This is a genomic window from Kribbella sp. VKM Ac-2566, assembly GCF_004366005.1.
In the GTDB taxonomy this organism is placed as follows: domain Bacteria; phylum Actinomycetota; class Actinomycetes; order Propionibacteriales; family Kribbellaceae; genus Kribbella; species Kribbella pratensis.
Genome location: NZ_SODT01000008.1, coordinates 452,783 through 477,729 on the forward strand (window position 1 = coordinate 452,783; position 24,947 = coordinate 477,729).

General features: G+C 69.1%; 20 protein-coding genes. 4 read left to right on the forward strand and 16 right to left on the reverse strand.

Annotated features, from left to right (window positions below; all coding sequences use genetic code 11):
* The first annotated feature begins 151 nt into the window (after positions 1 to 151).
* Positions 152 to 1,573 (forward strand): right-handed parallel beta-helix repeat-containing protein, encoded by a 1,422-nt coding sequence (locus tag EV647_RS05150; RefSeq protein WP_238177041.1) that lies wholly within the window; start codon positions 152 to 154, stop codon positions 1,571 to 1,573.
* On the opposite strand, the gene EV647_RS05155 is transcribed toward EV647_RS05150, so the two are convergent.
* Together EV647_RS05155 and EV647_RS05160 are read right to left on the reverse strand one after the other, a co-directional pair.
* Complete coding sequence (locus EV647_RS05155) at positions 1,559 to 2,845, reverse strand: hypothetical protein (RefSeq protein WP_238177042.1); 1,287 nt, start codon at positions 2,843 to 2,845, stop codon at positions 1,559 to 1,561. The genes EV647_RS05150 and EV647_RS05155 overlap by 15 nt on opposite strands.
* Positions 2,845 to 4,470 carry a Wzz/FepE/Etk N-terminal domain-containing protein gene (locus EV647_RS05160; RefSeq protein WP_133999149.1) on the reverse strand — a complete coding sequence of 542 codons (1,626 nt, stop codon included), beginning with the start codon at positions 4,468 to 4,470 and terminating at the stop codon, positions 2,845 to 2,847. The genes EV647_RS05155 and EV647_RS05160 overlap by 1 nt, the downstream gene beginning before the upstream one ends.
* Before the next feature lie 176 nt (positions 4,471 to 4,646).
* On the opposite strand from EV647_RS05160, the gene EV647_RS05165 reads away from it, so the two are divergent.
* The 3 genes from EV647_RS05165 (at position 4,647) to EV647_RS05175 (ending at position 10,104) form a co-directional block, all read left to right on the forward strand.
* Complete coding sequence (locus EV647_RS05165; protein WP_133999152.1) at positions 4,647 to 6,878, forward strand: LamG-like jellyroll fold domain-containing protein; 2,232 nt, start codon at positions 4,647 to 4,649, stop codon at positions 6,876 to 6,878.
* A 144-nt stretch (positions 6,879 to 7,022) separates the two neighbouring features.
* Positions 7,023 to 8,552 (forward strand): fibronectin type III domain-containing protein, encoded by a 1,530-nt coding sequence (locus EV647_RS05170; RefSeq protein ID WP_133999155.1) that lies wholly within the window; start codon positions 7,023 to 7,025, stop codon positions 8,550 to 8,552.
* A gap of 100 nt (positions 8,553 to 8,652) precedes the next feature.
* A complete protein-coding gene (locus EV647_RS05175) occupies positions 8,653 to 10,104 on the forward strand; it encodes a fibronectin type III domain-containing protein (protein ID WP_238177043.1) in 1,452 nt (483 codons plus the stop codon).
* On the opposite strand, the gene EV647_RS05180 is transcribed toward EV647_RS05175, so the two are convergent.
* From EV647_RS05180 to EV647_RS05245, 14 genes are all read right to left on the reverse strand, one after another.
* Positions 10,091 to 11,359 carry a hypothetical protein gene (locus EV647_RS05180; protein WP_133999158.1) on the reverse strand — a complete coding sequence of 423 codons (1,269 nt, stop codon included), beginning with the start codon at positions 11,357 to 11,359 and terminating at the stop codon, positions 10,091 to 10,093. The genes EV647_RS05175 and EV647_RS05180 overlap by 14 nt on opposite strands.
* Before the next feature lie 9 nt (positions 11,360 to 11,368).
* On the reverse strand, positions 11,369 to 12,115 hold the full coding sequence (locus EV647_RS05185) for a WecB/TagA/CpsF family glycosyltransferase (protein ID WP_133999161.1): 747 nt from the start codon (positions 12,113 to 12,115) through the stop codon (positions 11,369 to 11,371).
* Positions 12,112 to 13,110 carry a GDP-mannose 4,6-dehydratase gene (gmd, locus tag EV647_RS05190; protein ID WP_133999164.1) on the reverse strand — a complete coding sequence of 333 codons (999 nt, stop codon included), beginning with the start codon at positions 13,108 to 13,110 and terminating at the stop codon, positions 12,112 to 12,114. Before gmd ends, EV647_RS05185 begins: the two co-directional genes overlap by 4 nt.
* A complete protein-coding gene (locus tag EV647_RS05195; RefSeq protein ID WP_133999167.1) occupies positions 13,107 to 14,048 on the reverse strand; it encodes a GDP-L-fucose synthase in 942 nt (313 codons plus the stop codon). The genes gmd and EV647_RS05195 overlap by 4 nt, the downstream gene beginning before the upstream one ends.
* Positions 14,048 to 15,544 carry a sugar transferase gene (locus EV647_RS05200; protein ID WP_238175157.1) on the reverse strand — a complete coding sequence of 499 codons (1,497 nt, stop codon included), beginning with the start codon at positions 15,542 to 15,544 and terminating at the stop codon, positions 14,048 to 14,050. Before EV647_RS05200 ends, EV647_RS05195 begins: the two co-directional genes overlap by 1 nt.
* A 159-nt stretch (positions 15,545 to 15,703) precedes the next feature.
* Positions 15,704 to 16,915: a glycosyltransferase family 4 protein gene (locus tag EV647_RS05205; protein WP_133999173.1), complete on the reverse strand. Its 1,212-nt coding sequence runs from the start codon at positions 16,913 to 16,915 to the stop codon at positions 15,704 to 15,706.
* Positions 16,912 to 18,231 carry a hypothetical protein gene (locus EV647_RS05210; RefSeq protein ID WP_133999176.1) on the reverse strand — a complete coding sequence of 440 codons (1,320 nt, stop codon included), beginning with the start codon at positions 18,229 to 18,231 and terminating at the stop codon, positions 16,912 to 16,914. Before EV647_RS05210 ends, EV647_RS05205 begins: the two co-directional genes overlap by 4 nt.
* Positions 18,228 to 19,451 (reverse strand): polysaccharide pyruvyl transferase family protein, encoded by a 1,224-nt coding sequence (locus EV647_RS05215; RefSeq protein WP_133999179.1) that lies wholly within the window; start codon positions 19,449 to 19,451, stop codon positions 18,228 to 18,230. The genes EV647_RS05210 and EV647_RS05215 overlap by 4 nt, the downstream gene beginning before the upstream one ends.
* Positions 19,448 to 20,419, reverse strand: a complete 972-nt coding sequence (locus tag EV647_RS05220; RefSeq protein ID WP_133999182.1) for a glycosyltransferase family 2 protein — start codon at positions 20,417 to 20,419, stop codon at positions 19,448 to 19,450. The genes EV647_RS05215 and EV647_RS05220 overlap by 4 nt, the downstream gene beginning before the upstream one ends.
* Before the next feature lie 12 nt (positions 20,420 to 20,431).
* Positions 20,432 to 21,748: a glutamate-1-semialdehyde 2,1-aminomutase gene (locus EV647_RS05225; RefSeq protein WP_133999186.1), complete on the reverse strand. Its 1,317-nt coding sequence runs from the start codon at positions 21,746 to 21,748 to the stop codon at positions 20,432 to 20,434.
* Complete coding sequence (locus EV647_RS05230; RefSeq protein WP_133999189.1) at positions 21,745 to 22,293, reverse strand: dTDP-4-dehydrorhamnose 3,5-epimerase family protein; 549 nt, start codon at positions 22,291 to 22,293, stop codon at positions 21,745 to 21,747. The genes EV647_RS05225 and EV647_RS05230 overlap by 4 nt, the downstream gene beginning before the upstream one ends.
* 1 nt (position 22,294) lies before the next feature.
* On the reverse strand, positions 22,295 to 23,416 hold the full coding sequence (locus EV647_RS05235; RefSeq protein WP_166680223.1) for a class I SAM-dependent methyltransferase: 1,122 nt from the start codon (positions 23,414 to 23,416) through the stop codon (positions 22,295 to 22,297).
* A gap of 14 nt (positions 23,417 to 23,430) precedes the next feature.
* The gene (locus tag EV647_RS05240) at positions 23,431 to 24,090 is read right to left on the reverse strand and encodes a PIG-L deacetylase family protein (RefSeq protein ID WP_133999195.1); all 660 of its coding nucleotides are present in this window, start codon (positions 24,088 to 24,090) and stop codon (positions 23,431 to 23,433) included.
* On the reverse strand, positions 24,090 to 24,923 hold the full coding sequence (locus EV647_RS05245) for a sugar phosphate nucleotidyltransferase (protein WP_133999197.1): 834 nt from the start codon (positions 24,921 to 24,923) through the stop codon (positions 24,090 to 24,092). Before EV647_RS05245 ends, EV647_RS05240 begins: the two co-directional genes overlap by 1 nt.
* Positions 24,924 to 24,947: the final 24 nt, after the last annotated feature.

Here is a 24,947-nt window from a genome sequence, read left to right on the forward strand (position 1 = left end):
CTCACGCAGATCTTGTTCGCCGGGGGCGGGTGAAGGGACCTGGATGAGGCGTGGGGTTGTCGCGGCTGCTGGTGCCGCGCTGTTGCTGTTGTCGAGCTGCACGGATTCAGAGGGCTCTCCCGAGCCCTCCAGGCCCGCGCCGACAGTCACGGTGACGGTTCCGACGGCTCCTCCGGCCGCGGCTGCCGCTGTGCTCGGGCCGACGGGCCCGAGTACAGCGAAGCCCTGTAGCGGAACGGCTATCGAGGTCGGCGTCGACCCGCAGCCGATCATCGACGCCGCCCCGGCAGGCACCACGTTCTGTTTTGCGAACGGTGTCCACCGCCTCAGGCGAGCGATCCAGCCCCGTGAGGGCGACACGCTCGCGGGCGGGCCGGGCGTCGTACTGAGCGGTGCCGTCCGACTGACCGGATGGAAGCGAGCCGGAAACGCCTGGTCAGTGCAGGGCGTGCTGCCCGCCGCGTACCCGCTCAAGGGCCAGTGTGAGGACGACAAGACCAAGCCGTGCCAGGTCGGCGAGCAACTGTTCCTCGACGGCAACCACCTGACCCGCGTGATGAGCCTGAGCCAGGTGAAGCCGGGCACGTTCTTCGCCGACTACCAGGCCAACGCCCTCTACCTGGGCGACGACCCGACCGGACACGTCACAGAGATGTCGCGCACCCAGACCGCGATCGACAAGTCGGCCGACAAGGTGACTGTGACCGGCCTGACGATCGAGCACTTCGCCAGCCGCCCGCAGGCGGGCGCGTTGCAGGCCGGCAAAGGCTGGAAGGTGACCGCGAACGAGGTCCGGTGGAACCACGCCGTCGGCATCATGGTGATCGAGGGCGACAACGCCGAGGTCAGCCGGAACACGGTCGCGGACAACGGGCAGCTCGGCATCGGCCAGTACAAGTCCGCCGGCGTCCGGATCAGCGCGAACCTGGTCACCCGCAACAACACCGACGGGTTCTGGATCGCGGACTGGGAGTCCGGCGGGATCAAGTCCACCAGGTCGTCCGGCGAGGTCAGCGGCAACGACATCGTCGCGAACCGCGGCATCGGGATGTGGAGCGACATCGCGGAGTACGACCGCCGGATCACCGGGAACCGGATCCGCGACAACGCCGCGGACGGGATCCGGTACGAGATCAGTTACGCCGGCGTCATCGACCAGAACGTCGTACAGCACAACGGTTTCGGCACCGGCCGCGGTTCCGGCGGCTCGCTCTGGGACGGCGGCGGCATCAACGTCAACACGTCGTCCGACGTACAGGTCCGGGGCAACCTGATCCAGGACAACCGCAACGCGCTGTCGATCCAGTCCCGCACACGCGGCGAGGGTCCGCGCGGTACCTACGTCCTGCGCAACGTCCTCGTCGAGGGCAACCTGGTCGTGATGACCGACGCCGCCTCGTCCCTCGGTGTGGTGGAGAACAAGAGCTCCCCCGCGCAACCTGGCGCCATCACGTTCCGCCGCAACAGCTACCGCGTCTCCGGGGGCGCCGATCGCTTTGCGTACCGCGGCAAGACGATGACCTGGTCCGAGTGGCAGCAGTCCGGCTTCGACCAGGACTCAGTGAGCAGCTGACGCGCGTCTTCGCTGCCGTAGCCGGTCGCCGTCGCAGATCGCGGCGGCCACCAGCAGGTGCACGGTCATCGAGGACAGGTCTGACAGGCCGCTCTCGTTGAGCGAGGCGGCCGTGACGTACCCGAGCAGCAAGGCGCCACAGGCCCGGACGTACGGCGTCGGAGCGCGCAGGACCGACACCCACGCCGCGATCAGCGCCACCGCGACGATCGCCACGGCCAGCAGCCCGGTCTCCCAGTAGAGCCCGAGCCAGCTGTTGTCGATCGCCATCACGTCGACATCGCCTTCACCACGGGTGAGCAGCACGCGCTTGTTGCCGAGTCCGTGGCCGATGATCGCGGTCTGGATCGACACCTTCTCGTCCAGGACCGCCTGCCAACTCGTCGTACGGCCGCTCAGCGACGTGATCTGCTGCGTGCCCTGGCCGCGCAGCAGCCAGGTGTGCAACGAGCCGATGGTCAGGAACGCGACGCCGAGCAGCCCCGGTACGGCGAGGCACGCGATCCGGCCGAGCCACGTCTTCCGGGTGATGATCAGTGCGATCACGAGCCCACCTGCGACCGCGGCGGCCGACGTACGGGTCCGGCTGGCCGCGATCAGGACGCCGCCGAGGCCGATCAGCACCACCGCGGGCAGCGTGGCCAGCTTCCGGCAGACCAGGCCGATCAGCGCCAGCCCGAGCAGGATCGCGCCGACCTCGCCGACGCGCGGCGGCAGCATCGGGATGATGACGCCCTGCAGCCGGTACCCGGCGCCGAGGGACCGCAGCGGCCGCCACGCCTGCGACGGCGCATAGGCCAGACTCAGTACGACGGTTGCCGCCAGCAACAGGTGGGCCCACAGATGCGCGCGGACCAGCCGCTCCGGCACCTGCACCAGCGGCCCCCATAACAGGAACAGCAGCACCAGGCCGATCAGGAAGCGCGCCAACCGCGTCAGCGGCCCCATCGGCTCGGCCAGCAGGAACGCCGTCGCACACGCGAACAGCACATACATCACGTACAGCCAGCTCGCCGGATTCACCCGGGTCCGGAACCCGGGCTTGGTCGCGGCCAGTGCGACCATGAAGACCGCGCCGAGCAGCAGCCCCTTCGCAATGCTGTTCGTGGACCCGGTCGTGCCTTGCGGGGCGGCCACCCGCGACGACCACGGCTGCACGCCGAGCACGAACAGGCACCACAGCATCAGCCAGAACCAGGCCGGCCGCTCGCTCTCGCCGGCGACCGTGCCCGGTACCGCGGGGGCCAATCGCGTCCCGGAAGCCATGGACATCAGCGCATCGTCGGCGTACCCGCGTCCAGCGGCTTGTAGTTCAGCGGGATCCCGAGGGTCTCGTCCTGCGTCGACGTGCCGATCAGTACGACGCCCAGCACCGGAGCGCCGGCGAACTGCAGGGCGCCCGTCAGCCGCGCGACGTCCATCTCCTTGTCGAGACCGACCTGCACCACCAGCACCGACGCATCGACCGCCGCGGCGAGCGGCGTGATGCCGTGCCGCCCGACGGAGGCCGGGCCGTGGACCACCACGGAGTACCCGGGCGGCAGGTCGGCGACGATCCCCGGGACCAGCGACGGGCCTACCGCCTCGGCCGTCTCCTCGTGGTTCAGCCCGGGCGGCAGCACGTACAGGTCCGCGACGGTCCCCGGCCGGAACAGCTTCCGGGCTCGGATCGCACGGGTCGCGGCCGGCTCGTTGACCAGGTCGGTGAGGCCCTCGTGCCCGGTGAGATGCGGGAGCACCGGCGTACCTTCGATGTCAGCCAGCACCAGCAGCGTCTCGCGGCCGTCGCGGGCGTTCGCCTCGGCCATCGCCAGCGCGATCCCCGCCGAGTTCGGAGTCGGGGACGCCGACACGACCAGCAGCGCGCCCGGAGAGCCGGCCGCGAACGCGCGCGGGTTCAGCTCGCGCCGCGCCAGCGCACCGCTCGCCTCGGCGCCGAGCGCGGTGATCTCGTACTGCGGGAGCTCCGGAGCGGACCGCTGCCACACCCGTCGCCGATACCCCTCGGATGCGGCGATCACCGGCGCGGACGATGCCCGTGCCGCTTGGTCGCGGGTCAGGATGTACGGCGTCAGATGCGACCGCAGGAGCGCGAGGCCGAAGCCGAGGACCAGTCCGAGGATCCCGCCGACGAGGATGTCGCGGGCAACCATCGGCGACGAGCTGGCGGTGTCGGTCGTCGCCGGCGTGACCAGCTGGCTCCCGGAGCCGACCGTCGACAGCGCCTTCAGCATCGCGGCTGCGTCGTCCGCGGCCTGCCGGGCCTCGGTCGCCAGGCCGACGCGCTGGTCGCGCAGTGCTGCCGCGGTCTGGTTGTCGCCGCGACCGACGGCTTCGTCGATCTGGCTGACCAGGCTGCGGGACTGCGTGGTCGCCGTCTTCGACCGGGCCTGGGCCTGCTCGGCCAGGTTGGTCAGCAGCGCCTTGGCCTCGGAATTGCGCTGCGCCAGGTAGATCGCGGAGATCGCGTTCGCCCGGTCGACCGCCTTCTGCGCGGTCGGGCCGTCGGTGGTGACCAGGTAGGCGTTGTCGGTGACGGCCTTCACCCGCGTCACCGCGGCCAGGTCCTGGATGGTCTGGTCGTTGTCCGGCATGCCGAGCGCCTTGACGACGGCCTTGAGCAGCGTCGGGCTGGCCATCACCCGCGCCTGGGTCTCGGCCGGGAGGTCCATTCCCAGCGGGCCGCTCTTGTCTGCGGACGTGGACAGCTTGCCGACCAGCGCCGGCGGCACCGCCGGACCGATCACCAGCTGGCTCGAGGCGGTCCAGCGCTCGGTCTGGGAGAGCGCGAACACGGAGGCGCCGAGCAGTCCGAGCAGGATGCAGCCCAGGATCAGCCATTTCTGCCGCAGCAGTGACTGAGCGGTTTCCCGCCAGACCACGGTGCCCGGTTCCATGCCCACCTCCAATTCGGCGCAGCCTCACTCTGTTCGGCGCCGGCGACCCAGGATATCCACAGGTCCGGACCGGGTGCTCACGCGATGTGCTCGCTGTGCCCTACTCTCTTCCGGGGGGATATCTGAGGTATCAGGCGCCTCGTGCGCCGATCATGTCCAAGGGGGGACATCGCTACATGACGAAGACACGGCTGTTCACGCGCCTGGGGATCGTGGGCACTCTGCTTGCCGGTGCACTGGTGGTGACGCTTGCGCCACCGGCGCAGAGCGTCGAGGCTTCGCTCGCGGCAACCAACAGCTCGACCTGGCAGACCAACGCCAGCGTCCAGGGTCTCGCGGTCGCCGCCGGCACGGCGTACGCCGGAGGGCGCTTCACCAGCGTCCGGCCGCCGGGCGCCGCGCCCGGAACCGGCGAGGTCGCCCAGGCCTACCTGGCAGCCTTCGACGCGGGCACCGGCGCGCTGATCAGCTCGTTCAACCCGGTGCTGAACGGCCAGGTCTACGCGGTCGCCGCCTCCGCAGACGGTTCCCGGATCTTCGTCGGCGGTGACTTCACCACGGTCAACGGCCAGACGCGGAACCGGATCGCCGCCTTCGACACCGCCACCGGCGCCCTGGTGACGAACTGGAAACTGTCCGTTTCGTACCGCGTCAAGTCCATCGCGGTCTCCGGTACGACGGTGTATTTCGGCGGCTCGTTCGGCCTGGTGAACGGCGTGGACCGCCTGCGGCTGGCGGCCGTCACCACCGACACCGGCACGTTGTTGCCATGGGCGCCCGCGGTCAACGGCGACGTGTACGCGGTGGACGCCGCCGATGACGCGTCCAAGGTGTACGCCGGTGGTCAGTTCAGCACCGTCAACGGCACCATGCAGAACACCGTGACGAGCCTCGATCCGGTCAGCGGCGCCGTCCTGCCTTTCCCCGGCGCATCCGCCGTACCGCCGCCGAACGGGTCGTGCACGACCCGGGTGAAGACGATCGACGCCAGCGGCGACACCGTGTACTTCGGCAACGGCGGTGACGGCGGCGGGTGTTTCGACGGCACCTGGGCGGCCGACATCGCGACCAACACGCTGAAGTGGAAGAACCAGTGCCTGGGCGCGACCGAGGCGGTCAAGGTCGTCAACGGCTGGCTGTACAAGGGCTCGCACGCGCACGACTGCGCCAACCAGGGCGCCGGCGGCTTCCCGCAGGGCTTCGGGTACCACTTCCTGCTCAGCGAGAAGCTGACCGACGGCACGCTCGGGCCGTGGTTCCCGAACACCGACGCCGACCCGAACAGCGTCACCAACGTCGGCCCGCTGGCGTTCGCGACCGGCGGCAACGACCTGTGGGTCGGCGGCGACTTCCTGAACGTGAACGGCACCGGCCAGCAGGGCCTGACCCGCTTCACCAACGCCGCCCCGGGCGCGGCCCCGGCCAAACCGGCCAAGCTGCTCCCCTACAGCGTCCAGCCCGGTGTCGTGCAGATCCACTTCCCGACCGTGGTCGACAACGACGACAGCACGCTGACCTACCGGCTGCTCAAGGGCTTCAGCAACACCACGATCGCGACCTGGACGGCCAGGTCCACGCCGTGGGACCGGCCGTGGCTGAGCTACACCGACACCTCCTCGGCGCCGGGTGAGGTCACCAACTACCGCGTCGAGGTCACCGACGGCAGTACGACGGTCCGCGGCAACTACTCCGACCAGATCACGGTCGCCTCGGCCGCGTCGACGGCGTACGACCAGATCGTCAACGCGGACGGGTCGCAGGCTTACTGGCGACTCGGCGAGCCGGCCGGTACGACGACCTCGGTCGACGCCTCGGGGCAGAGCAACAACGGCACGTTCACCGGCGTGACGCTGGGCGGTGCCGGCGCGATCGCGGGCAACACCGCGATGACGACCAGTTCGACCAGCGGGCGGATGGTCGGCGAGAAGGCGTACAGCATGCCGCAGCAGTTCACGGTCGAGGCCTGGGTCAAGCAGAGCGGGTTCAACCGCGGCGGCCGGATCATCGGCTTCGGCAACTCGAAGACCGGGAACAGCGGCGGTGGCGGCGACCGGATGCTGTACATGCGGACCAACGGCTCGATCGTCTTCGGCGTGAACGACGGCTCGCAGCGGACATTGACCAGCCCGTCCGGCAACAACGACGGCCTGTGGCACCACGTGGTCGGCAGCTACGACGGCTCCGGCAGCACGGGAATGATGAAGCTGTACGTCGACGGCGTACTCAGCGGGAGCGCCTTGGTCGGCTCGGCGTCGTTGTACTACGGCTGGTGGCGGGTCGGGTACGACCTCACCAACTCGTGGCCCGGTGGTGGAGCGACCCAGACCGGAATGGGTATCGACGAGGCGGCCGTCTACCCGTACGCACTCACCCCCGTACAGGTCCAATCCCACTATGCAGCAAGGTGAAAAGGCGTCTTTCTGCAAGATCTGACACAAACTCATAACGCGGGTGGGAGGTCCGCTTCCGGTGGGCCTCCCACAGCGGTAATGTCCGCCGCTGGTGCGTGATGAGGCACGCACTGTTACGCCCCCGCCTGTCGAAGGACATAAATGAAGAAGTTAGTGCTCGCCCTGATCACGGGTGCGGCTGTGCTCGCCGCCGCGTTGATTCCCTCCGGACCTCCGGTGCAGGCAGCGACGCCGGGCTTCGCGTCCGCGGTGTCCGCGATCAAGCAGACCTCGTGGCAGACCAACAACAGCGTGAACGCGCTGGCGATCGCCGGGAACACCGTGTTCGCGGGCGGTCTCTTCACCAGGCTTCGGCAGCCAGGCAAGGCGTCCGGACAGGCGCCGGAGGCCCTCCGCTCGTACGTCGCGGCGTTCGACCGCACCACCGGGAGGCCGACCGCGTTCGCGCCGGTGCTGAACGGACCGGTGTATGCCATCGCCACCAGCCCGGACGGCAAGTGGGTGGTGATCGGCGGTGACTTCACCACGGTCAACGGCATCCGGCGCAGCAAGATCGCGATGTTCTCGGTGGCCACCGGCAAGCTGGTCGCGGCCTGGGACCCGGTCGTGGCGGCCCGGGTCAAGGCGCTGGCGATCTACGGCAACAGTGTGTTCATCGGCGGCGCGTTCCGCGCGATCGACGGCGCGACCCGCAACCGGCTGGGCGCGGTCCGGCTGATCCAGGGCGACCTCCTGCCGTGGAACCCGAACGCGAACAACGACGTGTACGCCGTCGACGTCGCCGACAACGGCACCCGGGTGTTCGTCGGCGGACCGTTCAGCACGATCAACGGCAAGGACCACTACTCGCTGGCGATGCTGAACAACACCACCGGCGCGGCGTTCGCCTTCCCGGCGGCGGCCGCGATCCCGAAGCCGACGGCGACCTGCACCACGCGGGTGAAGGATATCGACACCCTGGGCGACAACGTGTACGTCTCCAACGGCGGCGACGGTGGCGGCTGCTACGACGGCGTACTGGCCGCGCAGGTGTCGACCGGCAAGCTGCTCTGGCAGAACAAGTGCCTGGGCGCGACCGAGGCGATCAAGGCAATCGGCAGCTGGCTCTACAAGGGCTCGCACGCCCACAACTGCAGCTCGTCGCCGAACGGCTTCCCGGACGGAACCGGCACGCACTACCTGCTGGTCGAGAGCACGATCAACGGCAACCTCGGGCCGTGGTTCCCGAACACCGACGCGAACCCGAAGAGCACCACCCAGGTCGGTCCGCTGGCGATGGCCGGCACCGCCACCGACCTGTGGGTCGGCGGCGACTTCCTGCACGTGAACGGCACGATCCAGGTTGGAATCACCCGGTTCACGAACACGCCCGGCGGTGCGGCTCCCGCCGTACCGAAGGCTCCGACGCTGACCGCGACGTCGTCGGGGCGCGTGTACGTGAGCTACACGGACTCGTACGACCTGGACAACCTGACGCTCACGTACAACGTGTTCCGAGGCTCGCTGAACGTCGGCTCGAACAAGTACACGACGTACTTCTGGCAGCCCCGCAAGACCTACCAGGTCGTCGACCGCGGCCTCGCCCGCGGCTCGTCGTACACGTACCACGTGGAGGTCCACGACGGCCGCAACATCATGAAGGGCGCCAACGCCACAGTAAAGATCCCCTGACTTGCCCCTTCCGCATCGGAACCCTCAGTCGTAGCTTGGTGACCAAGGGGGATCGATCATGGGGACACGACTGTTAGTTGCGTTAGGCATCAGTGGGCTCGTGCTGGGGGTGGTGCCGGCAGCACCCGCGACAGCCACCGGGGCAGGCCTGACCGCCGTCGCCGTATCGACGTGGCAGACCGACGCCAGTGTGCTCGGCCTGGCCGTTGCCAAGGGCAAGGCGTACGTCGGGGGCCGCTTCCTGACCGTACGCCCGCCGGGCGCGGCCGCCGGGACCCACGAGACGAGCCGGACCTATCTGGCCGCGTTCAGCCAGAGCACGGGCGCGCTCGACGCCGGGATGAACCATGTCCTGAACGGGATCGTCTGGGCGGTCGTCGCGTCGGCCGACGGCTCGAGGGTGTACATCGGCGGGGACTTCACCCGCGTCGACGGCCAGGTCCGGAACCGGATCGCCGCGTTCAACACTGCGACCGGCGCGCTGGTCGCGGCCATCGCGCCGCAGGTGTCGTACCGGGTGAAGGCGCTCGCGATCGGCGGATCCAGCCTGTACTTCGGCGGGTCGTTCGGGATCGTGAACGGCGTGACCCGGAACCGGGCCGCCGCGATCAGCACGGTCACCGGCGCCCTGCTGCCGTGGAACCCGAACGCTGACAACGATGTCTACGCGATCGACGCGGCCGACGACAACTCGAAGGTCTATCTGGGCGGGTCGTTCGCCAAGATCGGCGGAACGAGTCACTGGGCTGTTGCCAGCGTCAACAACTCGACCGGCGCACCGCTGCGCTTCGCCGCGGCGTCGGCCGTACCGTCGCCGTCGAGCGGGTGCACGTCGCGGGTGAAGGACATCGAGACGTCCGGCAGCCGGGTGTACTTCGCCAACGCCGGCGACGGCTGGGGGTGCTTCGACGGGACCTGGGCGGCTGATGTTGCCACCGGCAACCTGGTCTGGAAGAGCACCTGCCTGGGCGCGACCGAGGCGATCACCATGGTGAACGGGTGGCTGTTCAAGGGGTCGCACGCGCACAGTTGTCCCGGTGCCTTCTCGGACGGCAGCGGCACCCACTTCCTGCTACTGCAGAACCCGGCGAACGGTTCCCTGGGACCTTGGTTCCCGAACACGAACGCAGGACCGCCGACATCGGTCGGTCCACTCGTGTCGGCAACTGGCGGCAGTGATCTCTGGATCGGTGGTGACTTCACCAAGGTCAACGGCGCCGGCCAGCAGGGCCTGACCCGGTTCACCAATCTCGGCGCCGGCGCCGCACCGAGCGCCCCGGCGTCGCCGACACTCTCCAGGCCGGCCATCGGTCAGGTGAAGGCCACTGTCCAGGCCTCGCTGGACAACGACGACATCCGCCTCACCTATCGCCTGCTCCGCGGGACGACCGTCGTCGCCGTCACGAGAGTCAGTTCCGCGTTCTGGTCCCGCCCCACCGTCACGCTCACCGACACCACAGCACCGACCAGAACAACCCAGAACTACCGCATCGAGGTGTCCGACGGGAGTCACGCCGTACGAAGCGGCTACTCCACCGTCACCGTCCGCTGACCCGGCGGTGGGCGGCGATCGCTCGGTGGGCTTCGTTCCACCACAGCAGCAGGGTGGCGAACGAGGCGCCGGCCAGGCCCCACGCCGCGCCTTGGGGACCCCAGAGGAAGGCGCCGCCGACGCCGCAGACGATCAGGACGACTGAGGAAATCAGGCGGACGCGGAGGCCGCGGGTGGCGGCGGTGAGGGCTCGGAGGATGGCGAAGGCGCCGGCGTTGGAGGCGCCCAGGGCCTGGAGCAGGATGACGGGGACCAGGACGCTGTGGGCCTGGTTCCAGACGCCGGGGCCGAGCAGTTCGCGGCCGACGACCGGAGGTAGCAGGAGGAAGATCGCGCCCCACGCCAGTGCGCCTGCGCCGACGCCGAGCGAGATGGCGAGGCCGGCGAGCCACAGGCGCCGGTACGAGTGCCGCAACGCCCGGGCCGCCTCGGGGACGGAGATCATCCGGATGCCCTGGTTCAGCACGTTGACCGGGCCGAGCAGTACCTGTGCTCCCCGGATGCCCGCCGTCGCGACGAGGCCGGCGGCGGCCGTGATGCCGAGCATGTAGAGCTGGATGGTGCCGGAGACCGCGAGCATCTCCCCGACGTACTTCGGGCTCAGGTCCCAGTTCCGCTTGACCCATTCACGAATCAGCTGCCGGCGCGGCGCCACGCCCGCCTGGAAGCGGCCGGCGATCGCCGCGATCACCGCGCCGAGTCCCCATCCGAACGTGAGCGTGAACGCGGACGTCGTACCGGTGAGATAGAGGCCGCCGAAGATCGCCAGCATCGCGAGCAACCAGATCAGGTCGTTGACGAACGCCTTCTGGCCCTCGCCGACGACGAAGAACGCCCAGCGCCACGCGTCCTGCAGGAGCAGGCCCGGCATGGTCAAGGCGAAGGCAAGCAGCACACCACGAGACGGAACGGCCGGGACAGCCGCGATGGCAAGACCGAGCAACGACGCCAGGACTCCGGTGAAGAGCGCCGTCGCCGTACTGGCCCGGACTGCTCGTTCCCATTCCGGGCTGCGAACGCCGGAGTGGCGGACGGCGAGGGGCTCGGTCGAGATCGCCCGCGACACGTTCAGGGCGATCGTGTAGCCACCGAACGCGAGCGCGTAGACACCGAAGTCGGCGACGGTACTGGACCGCGCGACGACGACCCCGACGGCGAGGTTGCTGAGGCTCGACAAGCCCTGATCGGCAAGACCCCAGCCCGCGCGACCAGCCGGTCCGGCCAGCCGACGTAGTTTCGGCCGCCGGAACTTCACCAGCTCACTCTAAACGGGGCGTGGCGGATGGCGGAGGATGCCCAGGAGGAATCGCGGGATGCCCAGCACGTAACGCTTCCACAGCCGGCGCGGCTCCTTGTACAGCCGGAAGCTCCACTCCAGCCCGGAGCGCTGCATCCAGTACGGCGCACGGTCCAGCCGACCGGTGTGGAAGTCGAACGCCGCACCGACCCCGATCAGGATCGTCGCGTTCAGCCGGTCGCGGTGGTCGGCCATCCATCGCTCCTGCTTCGGCGCGCCCAGCCCGATCCAGACGATGTCGGGCCGCGCCTCGTTCATCCGGGCGACCGTCTCCGCGTCCTCGGCGTCGGTCAGTTCACGGTACGGCGGGCATTCGACACCGACGACCTTCAACGCCGGATGCCGCTCCTGGAACCGCTCGCGCAGCTCCTCCGCCACGCCCTCGGCACCGCCGTAGAAGTACTGCGTCCAGCCGCGCTCCGCCGCCTCTGCCAGCACCCGCTCGAGCAGATCCGGACCGGCCACGCGACCCATCTCCTCGAACCCGGCGCGCCGACCGGCCCACACCAGCGGCATCCCGTCCGGAACGGTCAGACCGGACGTGTTGTAGACCTCGGTCAGCCGAGCGTCGGCACGCGCGTGCAGCAAAGCGTTCATGTCGGACACGCACACCAGCTGACGTTCACCGTCGTCGATCCAGCGCGCGAACGTCTCCACCGTCCGGTCCAGATTCGTCACGCTGACGTGGATCCCGAGAACGTCGACCCTACTCATGCGTCCTCCCCGTTCAGCAGTGCGAGGTCGGCGTCGACCATGATGCGGACCAACTCGGGAACGTGCACCTGCGCCTTCCAGCCGAGGTCGGTGGCGGCCCGCGACGCGTCCCCGATCAGCGAGTCCACCTCGGTGGGACGTTCGTAGCGCTGGTCGTGGTCGACGTACTTCTCCCAGTCCAGCCCGACGTGCTCGAACGCCAGCGAGACGAAGTCGCGGACGGAGTACGACGTACCGGTCGCGATCACGTAGTCCGCGGGGGTGTCGTGCTGCAGCATCCGCCACATGCCCTCGACGTACTCCGGGGCGTAGCCCCAGTCACGGCAGGCGTCCAGGTTGCCCAGGTACAGGCGATCCTGGCGACCCGTCTTGATCGCCGCCACCGCGCGGGTGATCTTCCGCGTCACGAACGTCTCGCCGCGCCGCGGGGACTCGTGGTTGAACAGGATCCCGTTCACCGCGAACATGTCGTACGCCTCGCGGTAGTTCCGGGTCATCCAGTAGCCGTAGAGCTTCGCGGCGCCGTACGGCGAACGCGGGTGGAACGCGGTGTCCTCGTTCTGCGGGGGCGGGGTCGCGCCGAACATCTCCGACGACGACGCCTGGTAGAACCGGCAGTCCAGCCCGATCATCCGGATCGCCTCGAGCAGCCGCGTCGTACCCATCCCGGTGGTGTCCCCGGTGTACTCCGGCTCGTCGAAGCTGACCCGCACATGCGACTGCGCGGCCAGGTGGTAGACCTCGGACGGCTGGATCGACGCGAGCAGGGTGACGAGTCGCGACCCGTCGGTCAGGTCGCCGTAGTGCAGGAAAAGCCGCTTGTCCCGGGCGTGCGGGTCCTCGTACAGGTGGTCGATCCGCTTGGTGTTGAAGGTGCTGGCGCGCCGGATCAGGCCGTGCACCTCGTAGCCCTTGGACAGCAGCAGCTCGGCCAGGTACGAACCGTCCTGGCCGGTGATGCCGGTGATGAAGGCCCTCTTGATGTTGGGGGTCATGCCACATGCTCCTGGTACCAGGCGTAGGTGGCGGCCACACCGTCTTCGAGGGAAATGGTGGGCTTCCAGCCGAGCGCCAGCAACCTGCTCACGTCGAGCAGCTTGCGCGGGGTGCCGTCCGGCTTGGAAAGATCGTTGCTCAGGGCACCGGTGTAGCCGACGGTCCGGGCGACCAGTTCGGCCAGCTCGCGGATCGTCACGTCGGCGCCGACACCGACGTTGATCGGCTCCGGTGCGTCGTAGTGCTCCAGCAGGTGCAGGCACGCGTCGGCCAGGTCGTCCACGTGCAGGAACTCGCGCCGCGGCGTACCGCTCCCCCACAACACCACCTCGGGCGCGGCAGCGGCCTTTGCCTCGTGGAACCGGCGGATCAACGCGGGGAGGACATGCGACGACGTCGGGTCGAAGTTGTCGTGCGGACCGTACAGGTTCGTCGGCATCGCGGAGATCCAGCGCAGGCCGTACTGCCGGCGTACCGCCTGGACCTGCATGATGCCCGCGATCTTGGCGATCGCGTACGCGTCGTTGGTCGGCTCCAGCTCACCGGTCAGCAGGCTCGACTCGCGGATCGGTTGCTCGGCGTACTTCGGATAGATGCACGACGACCCGAGGAACAGCAGCCGTGGCGTGCGGACCTCGAGCGCCGCGTCCATCAGGTTCACCTGGATGCGGAGGTTGTCGCTGAGGAACTCGGTCGGGTGGTCGCGGTTCGCGAGGATGCCGCCGACCCGGGCCGCGGCGTCGATCACGACCGCCGGCCGGTGCTCGCGCAGGAAGTCGAACGTCTGCTGACGGTCGCGCAGATCGAGCTCCGCCGATGACGCGCCGATCAGGTGCGTGTACCCGGCCGCCTCGAGGCGACGCCAGAGGGCCGAGCCGACGAGGCCGCGATGACCCGCGACGTACACCGGTGCCCCAGAATCCAACACAGGGTCCATCAGTAAGCTCCCGCGCCGTAGATCACCGCGCGCACGGTCTTCCAGAGAATCAGTAGATCCAGCGTCATCGACCAGTTGTCGACGTACCGCAGGTCGAGGCGGACCGACTCGTCCCAGGACAGGTCGCTGCGGCCGCTGACCTGCCAGAGGCCGGTCATGCCAGGCTTCACCAGCATCCGCCGCGAGTCGTCGGCGGCGTACAACGCGACCTCTTCGGCCAGCGGCGGCCGCGGACCGACGAGCGACATGTCGCCGCGCAGCACGTTGAACAGCTGCGGCAGTTCGTCGAGCGAGAACCGGCGGATCCAGCGGCCGAGCGGCGTCATCCGCGGGTCGTTGCGCATCTTGAAGATCACGCCGTTGCCGTCGCTCAACGCGTACAGGTCGCTGAGCCGCTGCTCCGCGTCGACGTACATGCTGCGGAACTTGAGCATCGTGAACTCGGCACCCGCGCGCCCGACCCGCTGCTGCCGGAACAGCACCGGACCGGGGCTCGACAGCTTCACCGCCAGCGCCAGGCCGATCAGCAACGGCGAGAGTACGGCGACGATGCCGAGGGCAACGACCCGGTCGAAGACCGCCTTCATCAGGTGCGGTCCGCCGCTGACCGACGGCCGCTCCAGGTGCAGCAGGGACAGGCCGGCGACCGGGCGGACGGAAATCCGCGGGCCGGCCACCTCGATGATGCCCGGGGAGACGATCAGCTCGATGCCGCGCTGCTCCAGCGCCCAGGACAGCCGGCGCAGCAACTGGCCGGCCAGCTCCGGGTCCGTCGCGATCGCGACGACCTCGACCGCGTGCCGGTCGGCGGCGGCCAGGATGTCCGGCTCGGCGAGCTCCTCGGGCTGCATCGGGCCGTTCTTGTCACGGGTGCTGTCACCGCGCGGGCGACAGGTCGCGACGACCCGGAAACCGTCGGTCGGCCGGCTCTCCAAGTGCTCACACAGCGTCGCGGCCGGGCCACTGCGCCCGACCACGAGAACCCTGTGCATGCAACGACCCCTGACCCGGTGCCGGTGCAGGTCCTTCCGCAACGCGTACCGCAGCAGCAGCGCGGCCACCACCATCACCGGAATCGCGAGCACCACGAAGCCACGGGCGATCTCGGCCTTGGTCACGTACGACGTCATCGCGACTGCCGCGGTGAGTCCGACGCCGGCGCGCAGCAGCGACCGGAACTCGTCCGGCCCGGCCCCGTAGAACCGTGAGTCGTACCCCTTCGACAAGGCGACCGCGGCTACCCAGGCGAGCGGCAGCACACTGCTCACCACGAGGTAACTGGAGCCGACGTGGTACCCGAACCGGGTCAGCAGCGCGATCGAGACACCGAGCATCGCGGCGAGCAGATCGCCGCCGACCGCGGCCCAGCGGTACACGCCGACCCAGCGCGGCTCGGTCGAGCGCGACGGCAGCGGAACGATCGCCGGAACCTCGTGCGGGACGACCCAGAGCGGCCGACGGCTGTCCACAGCGTCCGGCGCTTCTGCTCCGCTCACAGCGGCCCTCGTTCCCTCCCGCAACTGCTTGGTCACTTACAGTGTCCGCGGCAGCGTGCAGTGTGTCCTTGTCAACCCGCGCGTCGGCGTTGAGTGACCGAACATTACTACGCGGGCAGGCCTCGGGCGACGAGAGGTGCCAATCCTTGGGGAGATCTTTCAATCAGGCTGATCCGTCAACTTTCCCCGCCGGATCTCGATGTTCTCGAGGAAGCTGACCAGGCGTTTCCCGACCACTTCGGACGAGAACTCGGTCTCGGCCCTGACTGTGGCCGCAGCCGACATCGCCTGCAGCCGGGCCGGGTCCTCCAAGACCTCGATCAGTACGCCGGCGGCCGCCTCCGCGTCGTCCAACGGCCAGAACTGTCCCTCCTGGCCGGGCCGCACGATCTCGGGGATGCCGCCGACCGCTCCGGCGACGACCGGCAGTCCCCCGGCCATCGCCTCGAGCAGCGCGATCGGCAGGTTCTCCATCGTCGCGGTGTGGCAGTAGAGGCGGTGTCCGGCCATCAACGACGGCGGATCGGCCTGGTACCCCAGAAACCGCACCTGGTCGCCGAGGCCGAGGGCCTTGGCGAGCCCCTGCAACGCGCGCCGGTCCGGCCCGTCGCCGACGACGGACAGCGTGTACCTGTGGCCCCGGCGTGCGGCGGCGGCCAGCACCTCGAGAAGGTAGCGATGGTTCTTCCGCGGCTCGACAGCCCCGACCGTGATCAGGTCCGCGGTGTGCGCTGCCCCCGCACCTTGCAGCGGAATATTGACCGGATTCGGTATGACGATGCCGGGCACGTTGCGGATCGCGGGCATCCGCTCCTCGAGAACCGAGCGCGCGAACTCGGACACGTAGACGATCCCGTCCAGTTCGGTCAGGACCTGCTCCTCGAACGACCGGATCGCGCCGAACATCGTCCCGGACGGGTCGATGTCGCCCTTGCCGGCCCACTCGTCGGCCTGCGAAAGGTTGAAGTGCGCCGCCATCACGACCGGCTGCGTCGTCCGCACCCGCAGGGCGACCGCGGCCGAGACCGGGCACTGCGCGTACACCACAGCTGGTCCGGCACCCGACAGGTGGGCGGCCAGCGCACGCTCCAGGTAATAGGCGTGCCAGTACCGGTACCACCACACACTGGCCTGCGGACTGAAAAGCCGGATGGCGAACCTTGCCCCGAAGACCGGCGGGAGCAACGGGTCCTTCGACGAGAACGGGTTGACCACACTGGTCGGCCGCGTCGCGGCGTCCAGGTACTGCCCCACCGTGCGCACATGGGTCTGGACGCCGGATCCGCCGTTGCGGCGCATCAGCATCGTCATCACGATCTCGGTGTCGAGGCGGTCGGGGCGCCGTGACTGCTCAGCAGTTGCGTTCGTCATGCGGCCGCTCCCGTCGTCTTGAAGTGTTTCCCAGGCCGGATCAGCTCGCCCGCTGCTTCGAAGTACTCCCGCCGGGCGCGCAGGAACTGCCACCACCAGATCGCCGACCCGACAGCGGACGCGATCGCCGTCCCCCAGACCGCCCCGAGAGCACCCCCGGTGACAGCTCCGACGGTGCCGAGGAGGATGAACAGGGCCGACACGACCAGCTGGCAGCGCATCGTCCGGTCGGCACGTCCGAGGGCCCGCAACCCCGCGGAGGGGCCGATCTGCAGGCAGCCGAAGGCAGAGCTCACCATCACCCCGAGCACGAGCCGGTGCGCATCCGGCCAGACCCCGTCGAGCAGCATGCTGCCGATCCCGAACGGGAAGATCACGATGACCACCAGGCCCCACGCGAACGCCACCGAGGCGAGGCCCGCGCTGATGCCGAGGCAGAGTCGCAGGAGCGGGCCGGATCCCTTGCGCAGCGCGCGGGCGGCCTCCGGGACGGAGACCTGGGAGATGCCCATCAGCAGCGCCGCGACCGGGCCGATGAGCATCTCGGCGGCCCGGATCGCGCCGACCGCGGCCAGCCCGACCGCGGCCGCGACGACCGGCGCGCGGATCTGCCCGCCGGCGCCCATCACCACGTTCTCGACCAGGAAGCGCGTGCCGAGATCACGATGTGCGCGCAGCCAGGACCGCGCGGCATGAACCCGTGGCACCGTCCGCGCGTAGATCATTCCCGCCACCGCGGCCACCAGGGCTGTGGCGCCGAACCCGATCAGCACCAGCATCAGACTGGTGTTCCCGGTCAGGTGGACGACCAGCAGCAGGCTCAGGAACAGCACCGTCCACACCACGTCGACGAGGAACGCCCTCGCACCGCGCTCGGCCGCGAAGAAGGCACACCGCCAGCTGTCCTGCAGGGTCAGCGCCGGCATCGCGATGCCGATCGCGAGGAACGCGATACCGGCCTCCGAGCCGGGTTCTGCGGCCTTCAGGATCAGGCCCAGCCCGACGCAGATGACGCCGATGGCCGTACCCGTGAGCAGCGCGACGCCGGTCGCCGCGGACGCCGCGGTGCGCCAGACGTCGCCCGCTGTCCCGGAGAACCTGATCATCAGGGCGTCGGTCGCCAAGGCCCGCGAACAGCTGAGCGCGATCGAATAGGCGACGAACGCGAGGCCGAGCGCCCCGAGGCCCTCGGCGCCGAGGACGTTGGCCACGAAGACGCCGAGCAGGAAGTTCTCCAGACTCGACACCGCCTGATCGGCCACGGCCCAGCCGAGCCGGCCGGCGATCTGCTGCCGCCACAGCGCGATCCGGCTCATGTCGGCACACTCCTCACCCGCGCCGGTGGCCTCGCGAACACCTCGGCCGACAGGGCACTGAACTGGTCCTCCAGCGCACGCTTGAGCTCGCTGTTGCGCTCCGCCAGTTCCCCGACGATCCGTTCGCGGTCGTGTGTCAGCACAGTGAGTTGCTCGATCAGCCGGTCGACGTCGAAGTCACGGATGTCGTGGACGTACTCGCCTTGCCCGAGCAGCCGCATCACGGCGTCGTGCTTGCGCCCGTACCCGATCGCGATCGTCGGCGTACCGCACTTCAGCCCGGCGATCACGTTGTGGAACCGGGTGCCGACCATCACGTCGACGCCGGCGACCTGGTGGATCAGCTCGTCGAACGTGTCGCAGCGGTCGTAACGGGCGTTGCCCGGACCGGCCTCCGCCAGCAGCTCCGGCACTACCGGCTCGTCCGCCTCGTCACCGACGAAGAGCTGCACCTGATAGCCGCTCGCCACCAACCGGCCGACCAGGCGCCGCATCTTGTCCAGGTACGTCGTGTGCAACTCGTCGGATCGCGCGCGGTCGTCGGCACTGCCGTAGTACGCCATCACGCCGACGCCGATGATCCCGGTCGGCCCCGGTGCCGCTGCCGGAGCAGGAAGCGCGAAGACCAGATCCGGATAGACCCGATCGCGCGTGGACGCCAAGCCGGTACGACGGGCCGCATCGAGCGATTCCTCGTCCCGGAAGGAGCGGTAGTGCGCCAACCGGGCGCCGATCCTCAGCAGCACACGTGTCACGCGCTGCCGGACCACCGTCGCGCCGACGCTGACGAACGCGACCTTCGTACCGGACAGCCGGCCGGCGATCGACAGCACGGCCAACGAGTACGGCAGCTGCCACGGCCGTTGCGGCACGGTCGACTCCAGCACGCCCATGCCGGGGACGATGACGACGTCATGGCGTGTGGTCCAGCCGGCCGTCCGCCAGGTGTCGACGAGGGCGCCGAGGGCGATGCGCGGCACGGTCAGGACCGCACGAGCGAGCCGGGACTGTGGCGGTTGCTTGTCGTGCAGCCAGTGCAGCTGCACCGCCGGTATCCCGTAGCGGGCGGTCAGTGCCTCGGGTCCCGAGCACATGCTGTCCACGACCGCGTCCGGGTACTCCGCACGGAGATACGCGAGCACCGCCTCGAGTGTCGCGTCGTTGCCGAGGTTGCCGGAGCCCAGCCGGCCGAACAGGCCGATCCGTCGCGCGCTGGTCACGGACGGCCGCCTGCTCCGGCGACGAGCGCCCGGCTGGCGAGCACCCGCGTGCCGATCTCACCGAAGCTCTCCGGTGCCTGCGGCCCGGAGCGTCCCGGCAGCCGCCGAGCGGCACGATTGCCGGCCCACGAGATGATGTGCCGGTAGCACGTGCGACGCTCCGCACCACTGAGCGGAGCTCGTCGAACGGCAGCGAACCAGCTCCAGAGGTACTCCGCGAACAGCCGCGCCTTGAAGGTCCGGAACCAGCTGTCCCGGCTCGGGTCGAGTCGGGCGGCAACAGTGCTGATCGACGCGAGCGAGACCCGGTCGTCGTGCTGGCGGCGGAAGTAGAGCCATTCGGGCACCTGCACGAACCGGCCGTGCAAGGAGATCTCCGCAGTGTAGGTGTAGTCGGCGTGGTAGAAGCTGCCGTGCGGCTTGATCTTGCGCAGTACGTCGGAGCGGATCACCCCGTAGAAGTCGTCCGCGGCCAGCGCTCCGGGCAGGTCCACGCCGAACAACATGCTGCGGAACCGCTCCGGTGCCTGCGAGGAGTCGGTTGTCAGCGGGTACTCGAGCGCCTGGATGACCTCGCCGTCGCCGTCGATCGCCGCGCCCCACGCGTGGGCGAGAACCGCGTCGGGATGCTCGTCCAGCAGGGCGACGCAGCGCTCGAAAAGATCGCGCGCGTACAGGTCGTCGGCCGCGACCCATTTGAACAGTTCGCCGCGGCTCTGGTCGAAGACGAACTGGTGGTTGGGTGCGGCACCGATGTTGTGTTCCTGGCGGAAGATGCGGATCCGCGGGTCACGCGCCTGGTACTCGCGGCAGATGTCGTCGGTCGCGTCGGTCGAGGCGTTGCTCGAGATCACCAGCTCGAAGTCCTCGTACGTCTGGCCCAGAACGGCGTCGAGCGCCTCCCGGAGATACTCCTCACCGTTGTAGACGGGCAGTCCGACGCTGAGCCTGGGAAGAGCTGAAACCATGGTCTTTCCTTCCTAGACGAACCGGCGGAAGACCGGCTTGACGGGACGACCGCCGATGAACGCCTGGACGTCCTGGGCGTCGAGGGCCTGGCGGTAGACCGCGCAGGCGCCGGCGACGACCTCGACGGTGCGGTCGATGTCGGCGTCGGTGAGGGCGCTGCTGACGACGAACGACGGGCCGATGACGCCGCCGAGGATCAGCTCGCGGAGGAACAGCGTGCGGTAGTCCTGCGACGGGTTGAAGTCCTGGTCGAGGGTGGCGAACACCGCGTTGCTCGGGCGGCCGCGGACGAGCACGTGGTCCTGTACTCCGGCGGCCGCGGCGACTTCGCGAACACCCCGTGCCAACCGCTCGCCGCGCTCGTGCAGGCGGGCGGGGATGTCTTCCTCGGCGTACACGTCCATCACCGCGACAGCTGCCGCGAGGGCATGCGTCTCGGCGCCGTGCGTGGTCGACAGCAGGAAGACTCGCTCGTGGCTGTCGCGCAGTCCCCCGCGCTCCAGATACTCGCGCTTGCCGGCCAGGGCCGACACCGCGAAGCCGTTGCCGAGCGCCTTGCCGAACGTCGAGAGGTCGGGCGTCACGCCGAACAGACCCTGGGCACCGGCCGCGGACAGCCGGAAGCCGGTGATCATCTCGTCGAAGATCAGCAGCGCGCCGTGCCGGTGGACCAGATCGCGCAGACCTTCCAAGTAGCCGGCCGGCGGGTCCTGCTGAGTCGCGGCTTCCAGGATCAGGCAGGCGATCCGGCCCTCGTGCCGCCGGAACAGTTCCTCGGTGGCGCCCAGGTCGCCGTACGGGAAGGTGACGGTGAGGTCGGCGATCTCGTCGGGGATCCCGGCCGACATCGGGGTCCGGGTGATGAACCAGTCGTCGATCGAGAAGAAGGCCTGATCGCCGCAGAGCGCGACCAGCGGCCGCCCGGTGACCGCACGCGCCAGCTTCACCGCGGCGGTCGTCGCGTCCGAGCCGTTCTTGGCGAACTTCACCATCTCGGCGGTCGGGACGGTGGTGAGGAAGCGTTCGGCGGCCTCGAGCTCGATGATGCTCGGCCGCACGAAGTTGCTGCCGCGGTCGAGTTCACGGCGTACCGCCTCGAGCACCTTCGGGTGCCGGTGGCCGAGGCTGACCGCGCGCAGGCCGGAGCCGTACTCGATGTACTCGTTGCCGTCGACGTCCCAGACGTGCGCGCCGTCGCCGTGGTCGATCACCGGCGCCAGGTGCTCGGGGAACTGGTCCTCACCCTTGGCGTAGGTGTGCGCGCCGCCGGGGACCAGGTCGTGCAGTCGCTTGTTCGCGGCAACGGACTTCTCGAAAGACTTGTTCATGTGAGCCTCGTGGTGGCCAGGGCGAGTGATGCTGCTGCTTTGTCCCGGTCGGACATCAGGGTCACCGGCAGCGGCCACGGGATGTCCAGGTCGGGATCGTCGAAACGGATCGCCACGTCCTCGGACGGGTCGTGGGCACGGTCGATGCGGTACGAGACGTCAGCGGGTTCGGTCAGGGCCTGGAATCCGTGCGCGCAGCCGGCCGGCACGTACACGGTCACCTGGTTGTCGCCGGTCAGGTCGAACGTCTCCCGGTTCCGGTACGTCGGCGAGCCGGGACGCAGGTCGACGACGACGTCGAACACCGCGCCGTACGAGCAGCGCACCAGCTTGGCCTCACCGCGCCCGGACCTGGTGTGCATGCCGCGGACGACGCCCCGACGCGAACGGGAGATGCTGTCCTGGACGAAGCCGTCCGGGTCGAGACCGGCCTTCGCGATCACGTCCCGGTCGAACGTGCGCGAGAAGAACCCGCGCTCGTCGCGGTGCGGCGCCGGACGGAACAACAGGACGCCGGCGATGCCTGGGACCTCGACGATCTCCATGTCAGCACTCCCTCTCGTACGGTTCCGGGAGAGGGACGAGGTACGTCGTACCCCAGCCGCCGTCGGCCTCCAGCTGGGCGATGATCTCGTCGGCGATGTCCCAGGTGAGGACGAGGACGATGTCCGGCCGTGCGGCCTTCAGTTCCTCGATCGGACGGATCGGCACCATGCAGCCACCCGGTACGCGGCGGCCGTGCTTGCCGGGAGCAAGATCCACGGTGAACGGCAGCAGCTCCGTCGTCACCTTGCTGAGGTCGAGCAGCACCGGCGCCTTGGAAGGTGCGCCGTACCCGAGGACGGTGCGGCCGGCGGCCTTGTGCCGGGCCAGCTCGTCGTGCAGCGCGCCGGCCGCATGCCACGCGGCCTCCTGCAGGCTGCCGAGCTGTACCTCGTCGGCGATGCCCGCGGCATCCTCGTCCTCCAGCACCACGTCGACCGAGGCGTCCGGTTTCGCATCGGCCGTGTGCCGGAGCATCACCATCAGGCTGCCGCCGAACATGTCGACCTGCTTCACCGACTCGACCGCCAGCCCGTGAAGGGCAGCGAGGTTCCGCAGCGCCCGCAGCGAGACGTAGGCCCAGTGCCCGTGGCGGATGGTGTCGAACTGGTTCCCGACGAACAACGGCAACAGATGGTGGAACTCCATCACCAGAAGGCCGCCCGGCGCGAGCCGTTCCGCCCGCAGCTTCAGCATCTCGCCGTACTGCGGCTCGTGCACGATGCCGTGCACATCGATGACCAGATCGGCCTTCTCGCCGTCACCGGCCAGTCGTGAGCCGGCGGCGTACAGGTGCTCGAGCCAGGAACCGCCATGGTGGCTGGCGAACTCGAAGACGACGCTGTTGTGCAGCTGGGGGTACTCGGTGAGCAGCTCCTTCACCGACTTCTCGGCATGCGCGATGCTCGTCGCCGACTCCACCGCCAGCGGCTCCTCCGGCAGTTGCGCCTCGACGGGACCGAGCTGGACCAGCGTGCAGGACCGGCACAGCCACAGCTCCAGCGGCCAGCGCGGATCGGGCCCCGGTGTGTCCGCGGGCGGGAAGTAGTCGGCACACGGCTGCGGCCCTAGATCGACCACAGGTACGACGTTCTCCGCCGCGCACCCACGACACTTGAAGCTCACTGCATCCCCCTCGTTCACCATGTCAGCGTGGCTTTCCCCGTCGTGAAGGCTTCGGCGTACGGCGCTCGGCACTCCATGCCGCGGAGCCGGGCGAGCCCGGCGAACACCTCTTCGTCGAACCAGTCGTGCGGGACCTGTGACGGGTACGCCTTGTGCAGCAGCGCCACCTTGTCGCGCAGCTGCTCCTCGGTGAGTTCGACGTACAGCCACGGCCGGCTGAGATCGCCGTCCCACTTGGGGATCTCGTAGTGCAGCACCAGATGGTTGCGCCAGACCGTCGGCGCCAGCTCGGCGATCAGCCGGTGATCCTGATGTGCGTCGTTCTTGCTCGGGGCAAACACCAGGTCGGGCCGGCGCCCCGTGTCACCGCCGCGAGCGGTTGCCTCGAGCAACTCCTTGGTCTCGTTCCAGTACGCCGGCAGCCGTCCGTCCGGCAGCTCGGCCGATGTCACGGTCACCTCGCACTCCGGCAGGAACAGCTCCGCCGCGCGGCGGGCCTCCTCCAGACGCACCGGCGTACCGGTCGCGATCACGAACTCGGCGGTCAGCTCCGGCACCGACTCGGCCAGCTTGAGCAGCGTGCCGCCGCAGCCGATCTCGATATCGTCCGGATGCGCGCCGAGAGCGACCAGGTGGACCGGTCCGTCGATGAGGCCGAGCTGGAACGGCAGCATCAGATCGCCACCACCACAGGCGCCTTGTCCACGAGCTTGCCGTTCTGCTGGCGGGCCTCGTGGCTCCACAGCGCCCACGGCTTCTTGCCGGACCGGTACAGCTCCTCGAGCTGGCTGCGCTCCTTGAGCGTGTCCATCGGCGCCCAGAACCCGTGGTGCGGGATCGCCTCCAGCTTGCGCATCGCGGACAGCCGCGGGAACGCGTCGCCGACCAGGTCCTCGTCCTCGTGCAGGACGTCGAAGATCTCCTTCTTGATCACGAAGTACCCGCCGTTGATCCACACGTTCAGATCGGCGGCCGAGCGCAGCCCGGTGACCCGCGAGTCGTTGTCGAACTCGACCACGTGGAACGACGCCTGCGGCGGGACCGCGAGCAGGCTCGCGGTGATGTCGCTGGTCATCACGTGGTCGACGATCTTGTCCATCGGCGCGTCGGTCAGCACGTCGCCGTAGTTCGCCAGGAACGCGTCGTCGTCCTCCAGGTACGGCCGGACCCGGCGCAGCCGCTCACCGATGCTGGTGTCGATCCCGGTGTCGACGAAGGTGATCTTCCACTCGCTGATGTCGGAGTCGAGCAACTCGATGCGCTGCCCGCCCTTCGTCATCACGAAGTCGTTGGAGACCGTCTCCTCGTAACGCAGGAAGTACTCCTTGACCGCGGACCCCCCGAAGCCCAGGCAGAGGATGAACTCGGTGTGGCCGAAGTGCGCGTAGTACCGCATCACGTGCCACAGGACCGGCCGGTCGCCGATCGTCATCATCGGTTTCGGTGCGGAGTCGACTCCGCTGCGCATCCGCAGCCCGAACCCCCCGCAGAAGATCACGACCTTCATCTGACTTCCCTTCCCCCCAACACG